At 58.5% G+C, this 23137-nt stretch carries 18 protein-coding genes; 4 read left to right on the forward strand and 14 right to left on the reverse strand.

Annotated features, from left to right (window positions below; translation table 11 throughout):
- Positions 1–57 precede the first annotated feature (57 nt).
- Complete coding sequence (locus K5X80_RS04055; RefSeq protein WP_222559570.1) at positions 58–1023, reverse strand: 5'/3'-nucleotidase SurE; 966 nt, start codon at positions 1021–1023, stop codon at positions 58–60.
- Between the two features lie 89 nt (positions 1024–1112).
- A complete protein-coding gene (locus tag K5X80_RS04060) occupies positions 1113–3539 on the reverse strand; it encodes a TonB-dependent receptor (RefSeq protein ID WP_222559571.1) in 2427 nt (808 codons plus the stop codon).
- A 386-nt stretch (positions 3540–3925) separates the two neighbouring features.
- On the opposite strand from K5X80_RS04060, the gene K5X80_RS04065 reads away from it, so the two are divergent.
- Positions 3926–5548 (forward strand): GMC family oxidoreductase, encoded by a 1623-nt coding sequence (locus tag K5X80_RS04065; protein WP_222559572.1) that lies wholly within the window; start codon positions 3926–3928, stop codon positions 5546–5548.
- 22 nt (positions 5549–5570) lie between these two features.
- Here the strand turns inward: K5X80_RS04065 and K5X80_RS04070 are convergent, their stop codons facing one another.
- Entirely contained in the window at positions 5571–7913 is a 2343-nt protein-coding gene (locus K5X80_RS04070; protein ID WP_222559573.1) for a TonB-dependent receptor, read from the reverse strand.
- Between the two features lie 29 nt (positions 7914–7942).
- Positions 7943–10261, reverse strand: a complete 2319-nt coding sequence (locus K5X80_RS04075) for an arylsulfatase (RefSeq protein ID WP_222559574.1) — start codon at positions 10259–10261, stop codon at positions 7943–7945.
- Between the two features lie 271 nt (positions 10262–10532).
- Here K5X80_RS04075 and K5X80_RS04080 point away from each other — a divergent pair, with 271 nt between their 5' ends.
- Entirely contained in the window at positions 10533–11387 is an 855-nt protein-coding gene (locus K5X80_RS04080; protein ID WP_222559575.1) for an AraC family transcriptional regulator, read from the forward strand.
- A gap of 17 nt (positions 11388–11404) precedes the next feature.
- On the opposite strand, the gene K5X80_RS04085 is transcribed toward K5X80_RS04080, so the two are convergent.
- The 6 genes from K5X80_RS04085 to K5X80_RS04110 all read right to left on the reverse strand — a co-directional run bounded on the left by K5X80_RS04085 (position 11405) and on the right by K5X80_RS04110 (position 16598).
- Positions 11405–12025, reverse strand: a complete 621-nt coding sequence (locus K5X80_RS04085) for a hemerythrin domain-containing protein (RefSeq protein ID WP_222559576.1) — start codon at positions 12023–12025, stop codon at positions 11405–11407.
- 176 nt (positions 12026–12201) lie between these two features.
- Positions 12202–13809 carry a cisplatin damage response ATP-dependent DNA ligase gene (locus K5X80_RS04090; protein ID WP_222559577.1) on the reverse strand — a complete coding sequence of 536 codons (1608 nt, stop codon included), beginning with the start codon at positions 13807–13809 and terminating at the stop codon, positions 12202–12204.
- 1 nt (position 13810) lies between these two features.
- Entirely contained in the window at positions 13811–14815 is a 1005-nt protein-coding gene (locus K5X80_RS04095) for a ligase-associated DNA damage response exonuclease (RefSeq protein WP_222559578.1), read from the reverse strand.
- Positions 14816–14912: 97 nt separating this feature from the next.
- Entirely contained in the window at positions 14913–15467 is a 555-nt protein-coding gene (locus K5X80_RS04100) for a pseudouridine synthase (protein WP_222559579.1), read from the reverse strand.
- Positions 15468–15483: 16 nt separating this feature from the next.
- A complete protein-coding gene (locus tag K5X80_RS04105; RefSeq protein WP_222559580.1) occupies positions 15484–15858 on the reverse strand; it encodes a reverse transcriptase-like protein in 375 nt (124 codons plus the stop codon).
- Between the two features lie 62 nt (positions 15859–15920).
- A complete protein-coding gene (locus K5X80_RS04110) occupies positions 15921–16598 on the reverse strand; it encodes a DUF72 domain-containing protein (RefSeq protein ID WP_222559581.1) in 678 nt (225 codons plus the stop codon).
- A 75-nt stretch (positions 16599–16673) separates the two neighbouring features.
- Between K5X80_RS04110 and K5X80_RS04115 the strand changes: the two genes are divergently transcribed.
- Both K5X80_RS04115 and K5X80_RS04120 read left to right on the forward strand, forming a co-directional pair.
- Positions 16674–16913: a hypothetical protein gene (locus tag K5X80_RS04115; RefSeq protein WP_222559582.1), complete on the forward strand. Its 240-nt coding sequence runs from the start codon at positions 16674–16676 to the stop codon at positions 16911–16913.
- A 228-nt stretch (positions 16914–17141) separates the two neighbouring features.
- A complete protein-coding gene (locus K5X80_RS04120) occupies positions 17142–19334 on the forward strand; it encodes a catalase (RefSeq protein WP_222559583.1) in 2193 nt (730 codons plus the stop codon).
- Positions 19335–19370: 36 nt separating this feature from the next.
- On the opposite strand, the gene K5X80_RS04125 is transcribed toward K5X80_RS04120, so the two are convergent.
- From K5X80_RS04125 to K5X80_RS04140, 4 genes are all read right to left on the reverse strand, one after another.
- Positions 19371–20486 carry an NAD(P)/FAD-dependent oxidoreductase gene (locus tag K5X80_RS04125; RefSeq protein WP_283249226.1) on the reverse strand — a complete coding sequence of 372 codons (1116 nt, stop codon included), beginning with the start codon at positions 20484–20486 and terminating at the stop codon, positions 19371–19373.
- A gap of 181 nt (positions 20487–20667) precedes the next feature.
- On the reverse strand, positions 20668–21270 hold the full coding sequence (locus K5X80_RS04130) for a TetR/AcrR family transcriptional regulator (RefSeq protein ID WP_222559584.1): 603 nt from the start codon (positions 21268–21270) through the stop codon (positions 20668–20670).
- A complete protein-coding gene (locus tag K5X80_RS04135) occupies positions 21271–22410 on the reverse strand; it encodes a sterol desaturase family protein (protein ID WP_222559585.1) in 1140 nt (379 codons plus the stop codon).
- A 446-nt stretch (positions 22411–22856) separates the two neighbouring features.
- Positions 22857–23093: a helix-turn-helix transcriptional regulator gene (locus K5X80_RS04140; RefSeq protein ID WP_261390626.1), complete on the reverse strand. Its 237-nt coding sequence runs from the start codon at positions 23091–23093 to the stop codon at positions 22857–22859.
- Positions 23094–23137 lie beyond the last annotated feature (44 nt).

The raw sequence follows: 23137 nt of genomic DNA on the forward strand, positions 1-23137 counted from the left end.
TCGACTTTCGATACGAGCGGCATCATACCGCTGCCGCTCGTATCCAATTCTGTGCCCCTATTCGCTATCCAGAAGCTTCTTAAGGTGACGCGCGATCTGTTTCGCTTCGCGGGGCCGATGATCGTATCCGATCTGCATAACAGATACCGCAATCGCTTTTTTATAGACCGCTGCTTCGTTATCCGCCTGATCAGCCGTAGGCGCCGTTGCGTTGAAGGACAAAGTGACACCCGGTGCTTTCGGGAGAGTAAGCCCCAAAGCGCGGGTCATCGGATCGCTGCTGAGGTCATCGACGAATGTTATCGCGAAAGCATCGTAGGAACCGATCCGGGCCATGCGCCATTTCGGGTTATCCAGGCTGTCGGGAAAGTTCACGTTCAGAGCAACGCCCTGAGGCAGCAGGCGTTGACCCCCGGCCTTTTCCGCGAGGAAAGTGACCAAGCGGCTTGCCAGCGCCGCAACCTTGCGGGAATCGGGATGAGCAAGCGCGGTATTGTCAGCCGTTTTCTCGCTCGCACTGAAGGCAATGGCCGGAATCCCCCGGATCGCACCATATTGTGCGTTGCTCACCGTTCCGGAAGTCACGACAACCGAGCCTACGTTCTGCCCCTCGTTCGGACCGGACAGCACGAGATCCGGTGCTTTGCCCCAGCGCTGCTTTGCCTGCACATCCAGCCCATAAAGCAGGGCCATGACAGGGGTACCTCTTACGTAAAAGAAATCGGAAGTCAGGCCGGCGCGGGTCATCGGACCCGCGCCAGGATCGCCCACCTGCGCCGCATCGTTGAGGCAATTGCTGGTCAGCGGTCCCAGCGGTTCAAGGAACTTGATCGCAGCGCCCATACCACTTTGCCCATGGCAAGGGACGGACACGATCACATCATGGCCATCTGCTTTAAGCTGCTCATACAGAGCTTTGACATTGCTGGTCAGCCCATCGTCATTGGATAGCACAATGTTCAGCGCATGCGCAGGTGCGGTGACGAACAGAAGTGGGAGCACCAAAACGGAAAGTAACTTCATAAAACACCTCTATTCCATCAAACCTGATCGATGTCCGCAGCGTGGAAGCATGACAATGGCGGCGCAAGGAGCGCTGCTCAAGCCAATTCTCAGAAACTTATCCTGGCTTCGAGACCGTAAGTGCGCGGCTCATTCATATACGCCGCCACAAAACCGGCCGCTGCGAAAGTCGTCTGGAAGGTTGGCCACTGCGCGTTGGTGAGATTCTTGCCCCACAAGGAGAGCGCCAGCTTGCTCCCACTGGCGATATCGATATCTCCCAGTGTCACTCTGCCGTTGAGCGCCGCATAAGCTGGTGTCTTGGGTGCAGTCGAGCCTGACGTATAGAAACTGCTCGAATAGATGGCGTCCAGATGTGTCGAAAGAGTCACGCCATCAAAAGGTTCGAACTCATGATCGAGCGCAACGGAAGCGGCATGTTTCGGCATGCCATTGACGACGCCACGTTCCACCCTGCCTGTGAAGGGATTGATATTGTCCACCGTGCGCCAATCCGTGAAGACATAACTACCCGACAGAGTCAGGCCCGGCGCCACGCGTGCCGTAAGGTCGACTTCCAATCCTTTGGTGATGGGAGCGCCCGGCGCGTTCAAAGTCTCGATATTCGAAGTGCTGATAGGATTCAGGAAATCGACCTGGCGATTGCTGTAACGGGTGCGAAATGCCGCCAGGTTGAAGCGAACACGCCGATCGAACAATTCGGTCTTGAGGCCGATTTCCCAGCTCGCAACCTCTTCATCCTCAAATTCGCGGAATGTCATGGACCGGGAATTTGCGCCCCCAGCTCGATAGGCCTTGCCCCAGCGGACATAGGTATTGATCGCATCCGTCCAGTCGAACGCCACGGTGAAGGCCGGGTCCAGCCGCTTGGATTGAAACTCGAATGGGAGATGGACCGTGGCCCCGCGCAGTTTGTTCAGCGCGCCCCACTTGCGATCGTGCGTCCACCGCAGCCCGCCAGTCAGATGCAGGCGTTCATCCAGCACGGGTGGAGTATAGGTGGCCTGCCCAAAAATGGCCTTCGATCGTGTGTGGATAGCGCTCGCCCGTTCCGGATATGTGGGCCCTCCGATCACCACCGGTAGCAAGGTGTAACTGGTCCCGGTGCTGTTAAAGCGAGCCGTGAACGCGGAGAAAGCAAGATCGTCTGCATCTTCCTTGTAATAAAACCCGCCGAGGACAAACTTGAGATTGTCGAACGATCCGAGGAACTGCACCTCCTGACTGAACTGGTCCTGATGCACATCGGCATAGCTCAACCGGGCGAAAACGTCGTTGGAGGCATAGGCCGTGACCAAACTGCTTTGGTTGTCGTACTGACTTTGTGAGAGCTTGCGATACGCAGAAATCGAACGCAGCGTCAGATTGTCGGAAATATCCCAGTTAGCATACAGGCTATGGCCGGAAACCTTGCCGACCCCAGGCCTCATTGGGACTCCTGCTCTGCCCTTGCTTACTCTCCTGTCTTCCACCGAGAAGAGGGGAGGCAATACCGCTCCGGGCAGAAGCTGGCGGATATGAGGATAGGCCGGTGTCGATGCATCGCGGGATGTATCAAAGGAGTAAAGGAACTCCAGATTGGCGGCAGGCTCCCACAGCACGCTGACACGGGCGCCACGGCGATTGGTGGCCGACCAATCGGATGCGCCGGGCAGCGAGTTCTTCACCCAACCGTCACGCTTGTTCCAGACCCCGTCAAGTTTGATTTTAAAGCCAGCGAATTCCGGCAGGTTCAGGTGTGCTTTGACGTTCTGGCCATCGAAATTGCGAATACCTGCCGTCAGATCGAGTCCCAGCTTCCCTGTCGGCCGTTTGGAAACCATGCTGACCGCACCAGCCACGGCATTGCGGCCGAACAGCGTTCCTTGCGGCCCGCGCAAAACCTCAATGCGTTCAAGATCGAGCATTTCAGTGCCCAGCCCTTGCGCGCGCCCCACATACACCCCGTCCATATAGATGCCGACAGTCGAGTCACGACTGATCTGGGTGACGTCGCCAGGGCTAATTCCGCGCATTGCTACGACCAGAACGGAGGGCCGACCGCTGGCAGGAGAAATACGGATAGAGGGAACCGATCCGCTGCCCAGATCGGCCAATGTAAAAACGCCGCGCTTTTCCATGTCGCCGCTGTTCAACACCGCGATGGAAATCGGCGTATCCTGAAGCGATTCTTCCCGTTTCTGTGCAGTCACGATGATTTCGGACAGCCCGGCACCACTTCTCACCGGCGCTTCTTCCACAACTGCAGGGGTCGCAGCCACGGCGGCCACTGGGGCTGGCGGTGCGGTATAGGCGATTTTCTGCGGGCGCTGTGGGGCCGCCTTGATCAGATAGGTGCGTTCTCCCGATTTGCGCGCTTCCAGCGGCGTGCCGCGCAGCATCTGATCGAGCGCATCGTGCACATCTGCCGTACCTCTCACCGGATTGGTCGTCACCCCGCGCAGCGTTTCGCCCGGAGCGATCACATCCACTCCGGCCTGCTGCGCAAAGGTCTGGATCGCCTTGTTCGCGGGCATCGCGGGCAAATCGAAATCCCGCTGCTGGGCCCATGCGGGCGATACCCAGGCCAGACTGCCGCCAAACACGCCGCAGGCCAGAGCCACTTTCAATCCGTTCATACCCTCTCCCCTCATCGGCCCGTTCAGGTCCGTTAAAGAGAAGGATGCTCGCCGCCGGACGATCCGCCCCGACGAACAGATTTTATCTTCCCGGATAAGGCCCACCGCACCGACATGTATACTGCGCCGTGGCCGCCTATCTTCGGCATGCCTGCTGTTCTCACGCGTCAGAATCGTAAACGGTTATGGCGCGATCCGTAACGCCATCACCGTTGCCGGCATCATATATCGCTATCTATCAATGATACCCGGGCGATTGCCCCGGCTATGATGGGGTTTCGGCTATGCAGTACGATTATGTGATTGTGGGCGGCGGCAGCGCGGGTTGTGTACTGGTCAATCGCCTGTCGTCCAATCCGCGCAACACCGTGCTGTTGATCGAGGCTGGCCCTGACGTGTCGAATTTGGGTGTGCGGGCACTGATCGCGATGCCCAAAGGATTGGTCCGCCTGCTAGACAATCCGGCGGTGACTTATGCTCATGCAACCGATTGGGGAAATCAATTCGGAGAACCGGAGCGTGGCATTGTGGTGCGCGGCAGGATGTTGGGCGGTTCAAGTGCGCTGAATGGTCTGCTTTACCACCGGGGGCAGCCACAGGATTATGATCGATGGGCGGAACTGGGTAACACCGGTTGGAGTTGGCGGGATGTCCTCCCCTATTTCATGGCGCTGGAGGACCATGCTCTCGGCGCGACCGACTGGCGGGGCAGGGGCGGGCCATTGGCACTGACGATGACGCCGCCCACACGACTTGGCGATGCAATGATCGCGGCGGCGGAAACGCTCGGCTTGCCACGGAAGGTGGAGCCCAATCTGACGGAACAGCGCGGCATCAGCTATATCTGCGCGAATATCGACCGTTGGGGGCGCCGGGTTAGTGCCGCCAAGGCCTTTCTTTCCGCATCGGTGCGGAAACGCCCCAATCTTCACATCGCCACCGATACAAGGGTGGACAGATTGATTTTCGAGGGGCGAAGAATCGTTGCCGTGAGCTGCATGCGTGGTGGCACCCCCATAAGCTACAAGGTGGGGAAAGAAGCGATCCTGAGCGCAGGGGCATTGCAATCGCCGACGTTGCTGCAACGTTCGGGCATAGGTGCGGCGGACATGCTAGGTGGACTCGGTATCGAAGTGGTCCACGCCAATCCCAATGTGGGGGCAAATCTGCGTGACCATTGGAACAACTACGCTGCTTTCGCTCTGAAGTTCGAGAGCGATTGCCAGAATCGTGAATTTCGCGGCTGGCGCCTGGCCCGCAATGTCCTGCGCTATTTCGCTATGGGTGCTGGACCGCTCGCCACCGCGACGCATCATGTTGCGGGCTTTGCGGCTACGCAGGAAAATACGGGCCGGGCCGATTTTCAGTTCGTATCGGGGCCATACACGATGGAGGTTGGGCCGAAGGGGCGGATGATCACCTCAGACGGTGCGGCAATGAATTTCTATTCCTACCCCCTTCGGACGACCAGCGAAGGGTCGGTTCGGATTCGCTCCGCCGATCCGGGCGTCGCGCCAGACATTCATCCCAACTACCTCGCCACCGATCATGATCGCAGGATCATGGTGGACGGCGCACGCTTTATCAGAAAGCTGGTCCGCCAGATGCCTCTGGCCGATCTTGTCGGTGAGGAGCTGGCTCCTTCCGCAGGTGCCCACAGCGATGACGAAATACTCGCCGTCGCCCGGCAGTATGGCACACCATCGGCGCATACCTGCGGCACCTGCCGGATGGGGCCGGACGATGATCGTCGCGCGGTGCTTGATCCCCAACTCAGAGTGCGCGGGGTGGCGGGCCTGCGGGTCGTCGATGGTTCCTTCTTTCCGGAAATGATTTCCGCCAATACCAATGGCCCGATCATGGCCATGGCGCTTCGTGCGGCCGATCTTATCCTCAATACACCGTAACGGTCGACGCGGCCCGGAGTGCTCAATCGAAAGTGTATTTCAAATTAAGCCCATATGAGCGCGGCCGTCCGTAGTACCCTATGGCCAGACCGCCGAAAGACGGTCCGAAATTGATCCCGCTCATCAGGTATTTTTGGTCGAAGACATTATCGACCCATAGGGAAATTTCAGCAGATCCGGTGCCCATCTTGATATTGGATATGTTGAAGCGCGCATTGACGATATCGGTCGCATCGGGCTTCGCGATATTGGCATTCTGCCCCAGACGCGGATCGATCGTAAGAGAATACGGATATTGATAATATGAATCCGAATGCCGGTAATCCAGAATGATGCGGCCGGCCGAATGATCGCTATCCCATAACGTGGCTTCGGCACTCACGCTGGCTGTCCATTTGGGCGCGGAGGGCACGGGTCTATCCTTCGCGACGTTGACGCCCAGTTCATTGTATTGCTTGAACTTGGCATCCAGATAGCCCAGCGAACCGTCCAGTCTCAGCCAGCTCACCGGCCGCGCCTGCGCGGTGATTTCAAAACCCCGAACACGTGCGCTGCCCGCGTTCCGAATAACCGTTTGCGTTGTTCCCCCGGAAATCGGAGCAAAGACGCTCAACTGCATATCCTTATGCTCATTCCAGAAGGCTGCGGCGCTTAAATTCAGACGCCCGTTGAACAGCCGCAGCTTGGAACCGATTTCATACGCATCGACAATTTCAGGTTTGAACGGAATCAATATCTCCGCTGCAGTCGGCGCAACGAGATTGAAACCACCGCTTTTGAAACCGCGCGCATACTTCACATATATATTCGCCGTGTCATCGATATCATACTTTACGGTAAGCATCGGGGTGAAAGCATCGAACGTTTTCTTCCCCTCCGTGCCTGGAGGGATCGTGAAACCGCTCCCTTGCCGGAACGATGTGCGGCTGCCTTCCTTGGTTTCCCTGCTGTAGCGGAGCCCTGCGGTCAACGTCAGCTTGTCCAGAAAGCCGGGTACGAAATCGAATTGTCCGTAGGCAGCATAAGCCGTTGTCTCGTACCAGAATCTGTTCTTAACGGTGGTGGCGCCGCCAAAGTACTGCTGGTTCCCTGTATCGTTTCCCTTGTCGTGAAAATAATACAGGCCGACAGTATATTTGAAGCTTCCGCCCCCTCCAGAGGCCTGCAATTCCTGCGAGAATGACTTGTAGTTGCCCAGGTAATTGGTTGCGGCCACGAGCAGAGGCGATCCGTCGAGATCGATGGAATTGTCGGCGTCGAGATCGCGGTAGGCCGTTATCGACTTGAGAGTCACCGCCTCAAGATTCCATGTGGCGGTAAAATTGTGATTGGTGAATTTGAGGTTATCGAACGGACGCTGCCCGAAAGGGCCGCCGTCGATAACAGCATTCTTCGATCTGCCCGGCTTCTCAAGATACAGATCGAGAGGCAGGCCCAGATACTGGCCGCCCACATAGCCGCCGACATAGGCTGGCGAGGCAGGATCGAAGATACCCCCATCGTTCAGATGGACGAGCTTGCCATATTGCATCAACGATTTGGTATCGTTGTAATCGAAAGTGTAATCCAAAGTCAGGTTCGTCGAGGCTGCCAGCCTCATTGCCACCCGGAATGCTTTCGTGTTCAGGCTATCGAGTTCATCGACGGCGGGAGGGAGAGCATTTCTGACCTCAGGGAACGGATTGCTTGTCACATCGATTGTGCCATCCCTTTTTTCAAGCAAACTGCTCAACTTGATGCTCAATGGGCCGATTGCGGGAAGATTCAGGCTTCCTTGCGCATAGCGTTTGCCGAAATTACCGATGCCGATCTCAAGCTTTCCGCCGAACCGCCCTGTCGGCTTTTGCGTAACGAGGTTGATCGCGCCTGCAAGAGTGTTGCGGCCATACAAGGTGCCTTGGGGCCCGTTGAGAACTTCCACCCGTTCCAGTTCCGCCACATCGAAAACCGCACCAGCCGATTTTCCAATGTAGGCGCCATCCAGATACAATCCGACTGCAGGATCGGTGAAAGGTTGGGTTTGCCCTTGCACTGCCCCCCGGATCGATATCTGCGTGTTGGTGTTATATCCGACGGAATAGAATTTCACGTTCGGGGCGAGGCCTGCCAGATCATTGATATTGCTGATTTGCCGGCTTTCGAGAAAACTTTTGTCGTAGGCTGCGATGGAGATCGGGACATCGAACAGTCTTTCCTCCCGCCTCTGGGCGGTGACGATGATATCGGCGGGTTCGTTGCCCGCTTTCGCCCCTTGCGGTTGGTTATCCGCATAAGCCGGCGATACCCATGCAATCGCAAGAAGCGGGCAAGCATATAGGAATGGTGAGAATGTCTTTGCCGTTTTTCGACCCTTTGTGTCGTTCATGGTCCTCTCCTGAAAAGCGGTGAGTTATTTTATGGTTGAAAGTGGATTTCGACCTTCTCCAGCTCATTCTTCGGGAAGGGGAAGGTTCCGAACTGGGCATAGGCATCGCTGACTGGCGATCCCGCATCATAGCCGATATCGGTGGCGGCCCAGCTGATGATGGCTGCCGGTGTCATGGAAAGGGGGCCACCCCCGATCCTTCGGCCATTCTCCAGAAATTCGATTGTGCCCTGAAAAGCATTGTCCTTGCGGAAGCGCACTTCGACTTTGGCCGGTCCCACAGCGATTTGCCTGTCGGAGACGATGCGTGTCTCCTTCCCGAAATCGTTGAAGACGAAATTCAGGTATCCATCCATGACGAACACCGAGAATCCCCCAAACCGGTCGCCGCTGGCGATTGCGACACCGTTCGATCCGGTACTTTTGCGGTTGAAGAAGGAAGTGACCGAAAACGATTTGTTGCTGAGGTTGGGCAAGGCGGAGAAGGGAACCGTGCCGGTTTCAGGGTAGAAAGTGTAGGTGGTGACCACCTCTTCCGGATTGCCGAAGCCGAATTCGCCCATGGCGCGATCGTCTATCGGCAACACATTGAATTGGCGTGCCTGTTCCCACCAGAGACGCTTCAGTTCCTCCACCTTGCGGGGATTGCGCGGTGCGATATCGGTGCTTAGGGAAAAGTCCTTCCTGGTATTGAACAACTGCCAATGATCCGTTTCGAATGGGGTGCCCTTGCGATGGTTGGCATAGGCTACCCAGCCGTTGCTCCAGATTGAACGGTTGCCCCAAAGCTCGAAATACTGCGTGGATCTCGGATCGGGAGCTTTGGCATCGGCAAAGGTTGCGCTGATGTCCTCTCCTTCCAGCGGCATCTGCTTCACGCCGTTGAAATGCGTTGGCAGCACCGCTCCTGCTGCCTTTAACGCAGTCGGTGTGATATCGATGATATCGACGAACTGGTTGCGCACTTGCCCATCTGCAGGGATGCGTCCCTGCCAGGAAATGATCAAAGGCGTACGCGTGCCTCCGGCTTGCACGCTGTGCTTGAAATTCCGGAACGGCGTGTTGCTGACCATTGCCCAGCCATGGGGATAGTTGCCATAACTTCGTTCGGTTCCAACATCGTCCAGATGGGCGAGCAATTCCGCCTCATCCTGAGCTTTCCGTGCCTGATTGGTGATATTGTAGGTGAGATTTGTGGTTCCGAGCTGCTCGCCTTCGCGGCTCGCTCCATTGTCGGACATGAGCACTATCATGGTGTTCTCACGCAGACCGGCCTTGTCGAGAAAGCCAAGCAGCCTGCCGATTTCATGATCCGTTTGCTCCAGAAACCCGGCATAGGCTTCCTGCATGCGCGCTGCGATGGCCTTTTGCGCCGGAGTCAATGACGCCCATGGGCGGACATCGTCATCTCTCGGCGGCAACTTCGTATCGGCCGGAATGACCCCGAGCGCTTTCTGGCGATGGAAACGCTCAGTCCGCATGGCATCCCACCCGGCATCGTAACGCCCCTTGTATTTCGCGATATACGACAATGGGGCTTGGTGGGGCGCATGGGTCGCACCGGGCGCGAGATAGAGGAAAAATGGTTTGCCCGGGGCAACTGCTATATGGGACGCGATCATCTGCAAGGAACGATCGACCAGATCCTCGTTGAGATTGTAATCCGGGCCTGAACGGGGTGGCTGCACGGTGTTGTCGATCATCAATTCCGGATGGAACTGGTCCGTCATGCCGTGGAAGCCATAGAACCGGTCGAACCCCCTCTGAACGGGCCATTCGGCCACAGAAGACGTCCCGCCCAGCGGCGGTGTGTTGTGCCACTTTCCGACCATGAAAGTGCTGTAGCCGTTCGTCCGAAGCAATTCGGCTACAGTGGCGGACGCGTGGCTTATATGTCCCCGCTTGTTCGGGAAGCCATTGACGATGTTGGAGAGATTTCCGACGCCAACCGAATGGCTGTTCCGCCCTGTGAGAAGGGCCGCGCGGGAAGGGGAACACACGGCGCGCGTATGAAAATTGTTATACACCAGCCCTCCGCGCGCGAACTTGTCTATGTTGGGCGTCGCGATTTCCGATCCATAGATTCCCAGATCGCCAAACCCGGTGTCATCGAGCAGGATATAGATGATGTTTGGGCTACCTGCCGCCGCGCGCACCGGCGCTTCGAAATCGGGTTGGGACTGGGCAACGGTATCGCCGATCTTGCCGCGGAATTCCGTCTGCCCGAGGGCCGTTGTCGCCGCCAGATTGGCCGAAAAAGTCAATGCAACCAACGGCGGTATGGAGAGCCACTTCATAATCTTCATCCCATTTCTTTGCCGGAAAAGACCTTTGCGGCCACCTCCCACTCTTCCTGCAATTCTTCTTGAGGTCGGTTAGAGGAATGAAAAGGAAGCGATTGGCGATAATTCCGCGCATTTGATGGAGCGCAAGTCACCTGCATTGCATGACTGGCGCCCTTCAAATGGACATCTCTTTCTGTCGGCACTGGATCGGTTTGCGCGTCCGCCGGTTGCCAGCCAATGTAAATGAGCTAGTTTGCCCTCACAATTTCAGTGGCGTTATCGATGGCGCCATCGATGTATTAAATCCTGCCATTTGGGGGGAGTTGATCGAGACATGGAACGCGTCACTGTCAACGCAGCCAACATGCGGTTCGAATATGGCCAGTTCTCATGGCCCGAGGACGAGGATCGGCGACTGGTAAGTTCGAACCACATGTTGAGCATGACAAACCTGACGCCCCGGACTCTTGCCGAAGGGTGGTATGAACTGGACAGTGACATATCCTCTCCCCGGTCTTTGGGGACAATTGTCATGGTCCCGGCCGCAGTTCCGCTGCATACGCGTAGCGACGGCGGCATGCTGAACGTGGCCCGATTGCAATTCGATCCGGCGGATAGCGATCTCGACCTGCTCACCCGCGAACGTGATCCATCGCTCCTCAGCGATTGTCTTGATATTCGCTGCTCGGAAGTAGGGTACGGTATGCGCCGTCTGGCTCAGGAAGCTGTCGCGCCTGGCTTCGCATCCGATCTCCTGCTTGAGACGATCGGCGCGCTTATCAAGATCGATCTGGTTCGTCATGTACGCCGCACCCGGGCGGATGCGCACAGTCAAAATGGAAAAGGACTGTCACATGCCGAATTGCGCAAGGTGCAAGACTACATCGATGAAAACCTTACCCGGCGGATCCGGGTCGCAGAACTTGCAGGTGTGCTCGGTATGAGCGAGCGCCATTTCATGCGGCTGTTTCGTATGGGAATGGGAGAAACGGTGTACCGCTTTGTCGAAAAAAGGCGTTTCGAAAAGGCGAAGGCCATGCTGGAAGCCGAAAGACCTTTAAAGCAAATCGCCTATCTCCTCGGCTTTTCAAGCCGGGTTTCCTTTACCGTGGCATTTAAACGCATATCCGGGAAATCACCCTTGTCTTACAGGAAGAAATATTTGGAATCGAGTGTTCGGAGAAATTAGGTTAAGAAATAATAAATTCAATTTTTAAGATTGATTTTCTCTTCAATTTTCGCTGCGGCTTTTTCCTCCCTCTTTCTGCGGTTGAAGACCTGCCGCATATAACGAAGATCGGAAGCGCTCAGATGCTTCTCTGCCGCCACGAACTGTTCCTGTTCCTCCTCGCGGATGTGGTGGAGATATTCTTCCCTCAGACCAGCGAAGCGACGCAACCAGGCTGAAGACGCCATATCGCGCGCTGCGAGATCGGCCAGCATATCATCGATTTCCTTATGCTCGGCAATCGCATGCCGGGCGAAGTCGGTTGTATTGGGGTCGCGCAGAACCGTTGACCATAAAGCCTGCTCCTCGGCAGCGGCGTGGCCTTTCAACTCTTGGACCAGTTCCGTAAAGAGCATCTCCCGCTCAGGGGAATTGCCTGTCGTTTCCTCGATCATTGCCAGCAAAGCGCGATGGCGGTCATGGTCTTCGACCAGTCGGCCGAACACATCAGGATTGCCCCGGAATTTTGTCTTGGGTGTGCTGCCGATCCGCACGGCAAGATCGGGCGCCAGCGCTTTCGCTTTGGCGATGGCTTCCGCTTTCGCTTGTGCCGCCGGTACGGGGTTAAAGGTACGGGATTCGATTGTCTTGGCTGTCATATCCGCCTTCCCTACGAATGAGACCATGCCTCGGGGTCACGACGTACCCAGCGGCGCTCGTATGCCCATGCGAGTTCCAAAGCATGCTGTGGAATTTGCCTTCTAATCCCATAACGGAGGCGAAAGGCATGGGTTCCCTTCACATGGTGCAAGCCGACATCGCAAGCTGGTGATGGCTAGGGCTGGATCAGGTCCCGTAAAGTCTCAAGACGGTCCGCTTCGTGGGCAGGCTTGTCGGTGCGAATGCGGTTGATGCGCGGAAAACGCATCGCCAGACCCGATTTATGCCGCTTGCTTTCGTGCACAGAATCAAAGGCGACTTCTAACACCAAGCTCTTGTCCGTCTCGCGTACCGGACCAAACCGGTTGACGGTATGCGTGCGGATATAGCGATCGAGCCAGCGCAATTCCTTGTCGGTAAAACCGAAATAGGCCTTGCCCACTGGCACCAGTTCCGCACCCTGATCCGGGTCACCGTCCCAGCACCCGAACGTATAGTCGGAATAGAATGAAGAACGCTTCCCGCTCCCGCGCTGCGCGTACATCAGGACACAATCGACCAAAAGGGGATCGCGCTTCCACTTGTACCACAGCCCCGTCCGCCGGCCGGCAACGTAAGCGCTGTCCCGGCGCTTGAGCATGACGCCTTCAATCGCTTCGTCTCTTGTCCGCTCACGGATCGCGGCAAGTTCCTCAAGGCTGGCGACCGTGATTGTTTCGCTCAGATCGAACCGTGTCGGATCCAGCCGTGGGATCAGTTGCTCCAGCCGGCTGCGGCGCTGCTCCCACGAGAGTGGCCGCAAATCTTCGTCTCCTGCCAGCAGGATATCGTAAAGGCGCACGAAAGCGGGATAGTCCTGCAGCATCTTGCGCGAGACAGTCTTGCGGCCGAGCCGTTGTTGCAGGGCATTGAAACTCGCCGCGCCGCCTTTTTGCCCGCCTTGATGGCTGCCGCGCACCAGCAGTTCCCCATCAAGCACAGCCGGAATATCCATGGCCTCGGCAATCTCGGGAAAAGTGGCGGTGATGTCTTCGCCCGACCGGGAATATATCCGCGTTTCGCCGTCATCCTTCGTCCCAACATGGACGATCTGCACCCGGATGCCGTCCCATTTCCACTCGGCGGCGTAGTCGGGCATGTCGATGATGGTTTTATCGAGCGGATGCGCGAGCATGAAAGGGCGGAACAGGGGCAACCCTTCGCCCGAAGGCGGTGGAGCGCCCCGGTCCGCCCAATCGAACAGCGGGATATAGGGGGGCACCTGTCCGTGCCAATATTCCTCCACATCGTCCACGAGCACGCCGAATGCATCGGCAAACGCCACTTTGGCGAGGCGGGCGGAGACGCCGATCCGCATGGCCCCTGTCGCCAATTTGAGCAGGGCATAACGGCCATTGGCATCCAGGCGATCAAGAAGCCCCGGAAGGTCCGTCATCACCGAAGCGCGTGTCATTGCCGCCAGTGCATCGACCGCTTCGGCAACGCGCGGCGGCACTCCCTCTCCGTCCTCTGCGGCGGGCCAGAGCAGGCTCGCCGTTTCGGCGGTATCGCCCACGTAATCCCGTGACAGAGCATAAAGCACAGGATCGATCCGTTCCGTCAGCAGCTTGCGGATCACCGACGACTTCACCGCAGGGAAGTCTATCCCGCCGGTCAGCGCTGCGAGTGCCCAGCCGCGATCGGGATCGGGCGTGGTCTTCAGATAATCGGCGATAAGTTTGAGCTTGCCATTGCGTGAGCGAGTGTAAGTGAGAGCATCGACCAGGATGGCGAACCGTTCCATCTCAATCGTCCTCGTCTTCGTAACCGACGAGAGTGAGTGCGCGGGCGCGGCGTTGGTTGAGCTCGCACCAGCGAAGCAGAGCTTCCTCGCGACCATGCGTGATCCATGTTTCCACCGGGTCCACTTCGCGAATGGTTCCGGTCAGTTCTTCCCAATCGGCGTGATCGGAAATGACCAGCGGCAATTCGACATTGCGTTGGCGCGCGCGCTGCCGCACGCGCATCCAGCCCGAAGCCATGGCGGTGATGGGGTCGGGCAGGCGGCGGCTCCAGCGATCGTTGAGGGCGGAAGGTGGGCATAGGACGATCTGCCCGGCGAGATCATTCCTAGCCCTATCGCCGACAAGCTCGAACGGACCGAGATCGACACCCCATTCCTCGTAGAGACGGCACATCCGTTCCATTGCCCCGTGGAGGTAGATCGGCTCGCCATAACCGGCGCGGCGCAATTCGGCCATCAGGCGCTGCGCCTTGCCGAGGGCATATGCGCCGACAAGCACGCAGCGCTCAGGATTTGCCGCTCGCGCGGCAAGCAAACGGGAAATCTCTTCTTCCACCGGTGGATGGCGGAACAGCGGCAGACCGAATGTGGCCTCGGTAATCAAGACATCGCAGGGCACCGGTTCGAACGGATCGCATGTGGGGTCGCGCCGCCGCTTGTAATCGCCCGTGACGACGATCCGCTCGTCAGCATACTCGAGCAATATCTGCGCAGAACCGAGCACATGCCCCGCCGGCAGCCATGTGGCTTTCACCCCGCCTTGCAAGGTTATCTGCTCACCATAAACGGCTGGAGATACCTTCGCCTGTTCTCCATAGCGCAAAGCCATGATGGCCAACGTCGCCGGGGCTGCGATCACACGATCATGCCCACCGCGCGCGTGATCGGCATGGCCATGCGTGATGAGCGCGCAAGGTACCGCCACCGCAGGATCGATCCAACAGTCAGCCGGTGCGATATAGAGCCCCGAGGGGCGCGGTTGTAACCAGGCGAAGTTATTTGCCATTACTTGGCAGAACGGCGGGAAAAAGAGCTGGTTCCTCCTTCACATCGCGGGGGCAGTTGGGGCAGTCACACTTGCAAGAGGTTGCAGCGTGGCTGCCTCAACGCGGCGAAGGAACACCGCGCCATTCACCCGGTGCAAGCCCTTCCAGTGTCCAGTCGCCAATGCTCCAGCGTACCAGCCTTAGTGTCGGTAAGCCCACGGCCGCGGTCATCCGGCGTACCTGGCGATTGCGTCCTTCGCGGATCGTCAGTCGAAGCCAGTGATCGGGGACGCTTTTGCGGAAGCGGACCGGCGGATCGCGAGGCCATAGTGCTGGCGGATCGATCTGTTCGACCTCGGCTGGGCGCGTGATGCCATCCTTGAGTTGGACACCTCGCCGCAGCCGTTCGAGCGCTGCTTCCTGCGGTGTGCCTTCGACCTGCACCAGATAGGTCTTCGGCAGTTTGAAGCGCGGGTCGGATATCCTGGCCTGCAATCTGCCATCGTCAGTCAGCAGGAGGAGCCCTTCGCTGTCGCGGTCGAGCCGTCCGGCCGGATAGACGGCCGGTACATCGATGAATTCGGACAGCGTCGCGCGTGCCGTGTCCCCCGCGCTATCCGTGAACTGGGAGAGCACATTGTAAGGCTTGTTGAACAAGATCAGCTTTGCCATGTCCTGCTATCCCCGGTCAGAGCCTGCCATGGATGCGTTCCAGCGCGATCCCCGCAAGATTCTGCGTGCGGCGGATGTGATGAAGCCGCACGCGTTCGAAATGACCTGTCAAGGCACGGAATTCGGCCAGTCTCGCTGTAAAGCGCGGAGCCCGGCATGCGACAGTGCCTTGGGCCTGATTCACGATCAGAGAGAAATCTCCCAGCAGCGTTACGTCTGCCAGACCCAGCGATCTGGCAACCGTAAGGGCATGGATCAGAGCAAGCCATTCCGCATCGTTGTTGTCCCCTTCGCCGAGTGTGTTGTGATGAAAAACTTGGCCCCCCGCGACCACCATCGTTTGCATCGGGCCGGGGTTCGGCCGGCAACAGCCATCGAAGAAGATTTTCATCCTGTGCGGCTTACGCGAAAGGCATCCGGCTTGCCATCTCGGTTCCACAGCCAGTGCATCGGCTATGCGAGGTCACGAAGGAGAGTGAGTGCATTGGCGGGTGCCCGCCCGGCTGCGGTGTTGTCGAAAATGGTCCAAACTTCGCGCCCCGTCCGCAAAATATCCTGGATATGCGCAGCATACCGGTGGATCGCGGCATCTGCGTAGTTGGACCAATAGATGCGGGGTGCGCCATGCAGGCGGAAGTATACTCGCCCCGCCCATCCGCCCGGCTGCGACCCGGCTTCGGCCGTGGGGGGATCGGCTGCAACGCGGGCGATGTGTTCGCTGGCGAGAAGCGCATCGGCTTCCTTGCCGAACCAGCTTGCATGGCGTGGCTCACAGACGATGGCCCCGCCGAGAATCTGCCGCGCTTCGGTGATAAATTCCTGTGCAGCGGCATGGTCGAAAGGAAGGCTTGGGGGCAATTGCACCAGAACAGGCCCACGCTTCTCGCCCAGCCCGGCGATTTCGCCCGCAAACCGCTCCAGCAGATCGCGACAATCACGCAGGCGGCGTTCATGGGTGATGGTCTTGGGAAGCTTCACGGCAAAACGGAAGCCATCCGGCACGCTCGCTGCCCAGCGCTCATATGTGGCGCACCGGTGCGGCCGATAGAAGCTGCTGTTGATCTCGACAGAATTGAAGCGTGAAGCATACCGTTCGAGATGGCTGCCCGTGCGCGCGAACGCGTCTGTCATAGCGGCGGGGATCGTCCAGCCTGCTACGCCTACATATGCTTTCGATAATGCCAGCGTAGCACCTCGTTCGCAGTGATGGCGCCGCTGTCCGCGCCATGGCTATTCTGCCTGGTACGCATCAATCATTGGTTTGTTTCCGTGGCAGCAAAGCATCACCGCCGTGCGGCCGCCATGGAACAACCATTTGTGCAAGCCGTTGCTGAAACATCCATAATCGGAGGAAGTTATCATGCGTTCCGCATTGCTCTGGCTGATTGGCGTGCCTATCCCGCTTATCCTGTTGCTGGCCTATTGCACCGGGCATCTATGAGATGACAGGGAACCGGACCGCCAGATCGACGGCAGCCGGTTTGTCCTCCGTTACAACGCTCTTCTGCGATGATTGCAACTTTCTTCATCGCGCCATGGATCGGCGTGAGGCGGCGCTTTCGTATCGCTAATTTCCAGACGGATCAGCCGCTTTTAAGGCCCTCTCGCATCTGGAACGTTCTGAATTGCCGCCCGTTGGCTGGATAACCTAAGCCAGAAAATGGGAGACAAGACATGGCTTCGAAGCGTTCAGACAAGCGTCCGGGCGAAACTCCGCAAACGTCTCCGACTCTCAAAAATAGCCTGCAAGATATTCGCCCAGGCGAGAGCGGCGGTGATGCGAATGCGCTGGCTGACACGCGCGGCAATGCCGGGGAGCTTCATCAGGAGGTCCCGCGTAAAAGCGATCACAGCGATGGCCGCGCCCATCTTACTGACAATCACGGCCACCGCATCAGCGATAATCAGAACAGCCTTCGGGCCGGCGCGCGTGGTCCCACTTTGCTGGAAGACTTTATTCTCCGTGAGAAGATCTTCCATTTTGACCATGAGCGTATTCCGGAGCGGATTGTCCATGCCCGTGGCTCGGGCGCGCACGGGGTGTTCGAATGCACAAGGGCTATACCGGAACTGACAAAAGCATCCCTGTTCCAGAAGAAGGGCAACAGCTGCCCCGTATTCGTCCGCTTTTCCACCGTTGCCGGGGGCGCGGGCTCGGTGGACACGCCGCGGGATGTGCGCGGCTTTGCGGTTAAATTCTATACCGACAGTGGCAACTGGGATCTGGTGGGCAACAACATCCCGGTTTTCTTTATTCAGGATGCGATCAAGTTTCCCGATCTGGTCCACAGCGTGAAAATGGAAGCGGATCGTGGCTATCCGCAAGCCGCGTCTGCGCACACCACCTTCTGGGATTTCGTCGGGCTGATGCCGGAAACCATGCACATGATCATGTGGGCGATGTCCGACCGGGCGATCCCGCGCTCACTGCGCATGATAGAAGGATTTGGTGTGCACACGTTCCGTTTCGTCAATGCCCGGGGCGAAGGGCGGTTCGTCAAATTCCATTGGAAACCGGTGCTGGGCCTGCAATCGACATGCTGGGACGAGGCGGTGAAGATTGCCGGGGCCGATCCCGATTTCCATCGCCGCGATCTGTATGAGGCGATCGAAGCCGGCGATTACCCAGCGTGGGATCTGGGCGTTCAGGTTTTCGACGAGGAATGGGCTACGCAGCAGCCATATGATGTGCTGGATGCGACCAAGCTGATTCCTGAAGAGGAGATACCTGTAGAAGTCATCGGCCGTATGACGCTGAACCGCAATGTCGATAATTTCTTCGCGGAGACGGAACAGGCGGCTTTCTTGCCATCGAACATCATTCCCGGTATCGATTTTTCGAACGACCCGCTGCTGCAGGGGCGCTTGTTCAGTTATCTCGATACGCAGAAGTCACGGCTCGGCACCGCCAATTTCCACCAGATTCCGATCAACGCGCCCAAATGCCCGTTCCACAATTTCCAGCGTGACGGCATGATGCAGACTCTGGTCCCCACAGGGCGCGCCAATTACGAACCGAACAGTCTGGGTGAAGTGGGTGAGGATACCGGCCCCCGCGCTTGCCCCGAAACGGGCTTCACCAGCTTCCGCGCGAATGCTGAGCGGAACGATCCCACCGAAAAGCTGCGCATCCGGGCCGAAGCCTTTGCGGATCACTACAGTCAGGCGCGGTTGTTCTATCGTTCGCAAACCGAAAACGAACAGGCACACATGGCTTCGGCCCTGGTATTCGAATTGTCGAAAGCGTCACTGCCGCACGTGCGCGAACGGGTGCTGGGGCTGCTTCAGAACGTCGATATGGATCTCGCCCGCCGCGTGGCCGATGGACTGGCGATGCCGTTGCCGCCAAAGGCGAAAGCGGCGAAGAAGCCTATCGACATGCCGGTGTCCAACGCCCTGTCGATCCAGAAGAATGCCAAGATGACGCTCAAAGGACGCAAAGTCGGCATTCTGTTTGCCGAAGGTTCCGATCTGGCTACGATCAACGCGGTTAAACAGGCAGTGGAACAAGCGGGTGGCACCGCGATGCTGATCGCGCCCAAAGTGGGCGGTATCGAGGTCAAGGGCGGGATGCTCGCTGCCGATGGTCAATTGGCAGGCACGCCATCGGTGATGGTCGATGCGATCGCGTTGGTTCTGACACGTGAAGCCACGGCCAACCTGCTGCGAGACAGTGCCGCGGTGCAATTCGTGATGGATGCCTTCGGGCATCTGAAAGCTATTGGGCACGATGGCGGCGCTCAGGAATTGCTGGATCGTGCCGGGGTCGAACCCGATGCTGGGGTCACTGGCCTTGGCAAGGATTTCATCTCGGCGGCGGCACAGCGCTTCTACGAGCGTGAAGCCAAAGTGCGCGATCTCGCCTGATAATGATGCCAAGGGCGGCGGTGCGTGTGCCGCCGCCTAGAAATTGCGATAAAAGCTGACGAGATCGCTATCCGGATCGCCTGCGCCGGTGATAAGACCGCGCAGCATTTGCGCCGCCATCATCGAGAAAGTAATGCCATTTCCGCCATACCCCATGGCGGCATAGCAGTTCGGCATTTTGGGAATGCGCCCGATGGTCGGAGTGCCCACCGGACTGTCGCCGAAGCTGCCCGCCCAGGCATGGGCCGGCGTGGGGTCGATCATGGGCAGCAGCTGGCCCAGTTTTCGTGCCAGCGTTCGGGTCTTGTCGGCGATCCTGGCATCGCGTTCCTCGGCGTCGGCGATTTCTTCGTCCTCCCCACCGCAGATCACTTCGCCCTTCGGTGTCGTGCGAATATAGAGATAGGGATCGGACGCCTCCCAGATCATCGCCGCGGTCGGCCAGATATTGCGCGGTTGCGGCGCAGTGGCGATCGACCAGCTTGAAATGGTCCGGTTGCCCAATCGTGGAATGCCTTTCAGCATCTCGTAACCGCTCGCCATCACCACATGATCGGCCCGCACAGTTGCACCCGATGCACTTTCCAGAGTGATCCCATACTCGGTGACATCAATGGCGCAGACGTCCACCGGTGCGTAGAGGCGTGCCCCGCGGGCGAGGGCCGCATTGAGATAGCCGGCGGCCAGTTTCCGGGGATCGGCACTGTAATTGCCAAACCCGATGATGGCATGCCTCCCCGTGATGCCGTAGCGTTCCTTGACGGTGGCGGGGGTGAGCAGTTCGATCTCGAACCCCGCGCGTCGCCGCGCTTCGGCTTCCTCTGCCAGCCCCGCCGCGTCGAGCACATTGCCGTCGAGATAGATCGATGCGCGTGTGACCGCATCGGCCTTGATGCCGAGCCGCTCGGTGCGTTCCCGCAGCGCATCGACCGCCAATCTCGACCGGCGCCAGAGCCGTTCGGCGCGCTCGCGCCCGATCCGGTCAGCCATCCGGCACAAGGGCGTGTCGAGTTCGTACTGCAGCATCGCAGTTGATGCCGGTGTCGACCCAAGCAGCGGGCCGCGCCGGTCGAGAATGACGACGCTCAGGCCGGCCTCGCTCAAACTTTCGGCAATGAGCGCGCCCGAAATGCCCGCGCCGACGATAGCCACATTACATCGGACAGACCGGATGAGACGCTTGACCGCGATGGGCGGACGGCGTTTCGCGGACCAGATGGACTGCCCCGTGCGCAAGTCCCTGTGATGCGTGGCCGAGTTCGGAATGGGTTGGCCCCCGATAGATACCTGTGCGCCACGCTATCAGAAGCGTGGAATGCAACCTAGCCTGACATTAGCACATGGCGCCATTGGCGCGCAGCACCTCCATGACACGTGCAGCTGCAAGATCCACCGGGCGTTCCACGCCCATCAGCGCGAAAGTGCCGCCAAGCAGGAAGGCGCAGTGGCCATGAACCGTGGCAATCAGCGAACTGGCCAGTTTCGCCGTGTCGGTTGTGCTTGCATCGGTTAAAACCGACGCCACCTCGCGCGTAATGACATCGGTCAGGTGTACGCGCTCGGCCATCAGCGTGTCAGCCATGTCCATGCCCCCGGGCAGGCGGTGTTCGTAGATTGCGGACCACAGGTTGCGATGCACTGTGGCGAATTCGAAGTAGCCGTGGACGAGAACGAGAATCCGATCCCCGTTTTGTGCGCCTTCCAGCCGGTCTTCGAGCCATTGTGTCCAGAGACGGAACGTGCGTGCGTTGATCGCCATGACCAGTTGGTCAACACCGCCGAACACGTGCATGACGGTGCCTACCGAATAACCGATCCGCTTGGCCACTTCCCGTGCGGAGAAGCGGGCGTAGCCGCTCTCTGCCATGACCTCCCGCCCGGCATCGAGGATCAATGCCTCAAGCTCCTCGCGGTTGTGATCGGACCGGCGCCCCATTCAACCTGCCTTGCGGACGAAGGGATAGCTCATCTGTGCAAGGTAGCCGCTCGGCACCGCCTCGGGCACGCCGTAGCCTTGCGGCCACTTGCCGTTGGGGAAATAGTGCGTGCCGAACAGGCGGTCGAGCCAGGGGAAATGGATCGCGAAGTTCTTGTCGATTCCCTCCGCTTCGAGCGCATGGTGCCAATGGTGGAAGCGCGGTACCACGATCCAGCGCCCCAGCCGGTCGAAATCGCCCCGCAGGTTGGCATGGACCAGTGAAGAATAGACATAGACCAGCCCGATGTACGCCTGCATGACCGAAGGCAGGAAGCCCAGCGTCAGCAGGGGCAGCGAAGTCACGCCGCGCAGCAGCACGATCTCCACGAAATGCATGCGTCCGCCCGCCAGCCAGTCCATCGAGCGCGCCGAATGATGCACGGCATGGAAGCCCCAGAGGAAAGGGACACGATGGAACAGCCGGTGGAACCAGTATTGGGCCAGGTCGGTCAGGAACATGGCGAGGAGGAACTGCACCGCCCATGGAAGGCCGCCGATTGCCGCACGAATGCCGGATAGAGCCGTGCCGTGCGTGTTCAGGTAGCTCGACGGGGCGAGCGCGAGGAACGTGATGAGTTGCACCAGCATCGAACTGACAAGGAAATAGAACAGATCCTCCCGCCATTCGGGGCGGAACAGGCGCTGTTCCCTGCGATGGGGCAGGATGCGTTCCAGCGGGGAGAACATCAGGCCCGTGGCGATCAGGTTCACCGCAAAGAAATCGACCCCGAAGAAGATGCCCCAGTCGTGCATCTCACGGGGTTGTACCGATGCGCCGCCCAGAATCGTGCCCGCCAGCGCCACCAGCAGCGCCGTCAGGCCCAGCGCCTTGCGCGGCCGCAGCAGCAGGCTGAGCAGGGCCAGCGCATAGGCGCTCAACAATGTCCCGTGGACCACGATGCGAAAGGTCGAGGAGGCCAGCACGCGCGCAAGCTCGGGCGTGGCGAACCAGTCCGGCCAACGCAGCGCCATCACGAAGCAGAACCCCGCAGCGGCCAGGAGCAGCGCAAAGAACCCCGAGAACCATCCCGTCCCGAAACCGCGCGCTTCGATCGGTGCTTCGAGATCGCGCACCAGCTTTTTCAGAAACCCTGTCATGTCCGTTTCCCTGACAATCGAGATGCTTCATATCTTCAAATCGAACGGTGTCTAATTAATTATTAAACAATGCTCAATTTTTCTGAGCCCGGAAGTGACAATCGTTTGCGGCGCGCTGCCATCCTAATGGACGGCTCTCGTTGTGCATCGGGCAGTCGCGTGTGGCTGCGGAAGAAAGGCGTATTTTCCTCCGGCTGCGATACCTTAGGGGTGATTGGGGGGAAGGCGGTGCGCTCTACGCACCCTTTTTCTCAGGCCCATAGAGGGATACTTTGCTTCAACCAGCATCTGCTTTCCAGAGTTGGAGGGAAGCACCGTGAAATACACAGCGTCGCTATATGCTCGGTATAGCCTTGGCCGGTGGATCGTATGCTCCGTTCGGCTGTATCGGCAGGCGCACGCTGCACACGGAATTGTGCGGCTTTGGCGAAGTCGCAGTTCACGGATCATCCCCGCAGGAGGTCTGCGACAGACTTGCCCACAATCCGCGCCAATTGTGACATCTTGAGGAGGCTGGGATTGGCCAGCCCCCGTTCCAGATGGGAAATATAGGTCCGATCCAGGCCCGACAATTCCGCCAGGCGCGCTTGGGTGAGGCCGGATTCGCGCCTTGCTTCTCGAAGGCGGCGTGCAAAAATATGTTGTTCTGTTGGAACTACATTGCTTGCTTTTGGGGGCGGCAAGTTGAAACTCCCAAGATACTTACCTGTTATACGGTGATATTTCT

The organism is Caenibius sp. WL, from assembly GCF_019803445.1.
In the GTDB taxonomy this organism is placed as follows: domain Bacteria; phylum Pseudomonadota; class Alphaproteobacteria; order Sphingomonadales; family Sphingomonadaceae; genus Caenibius.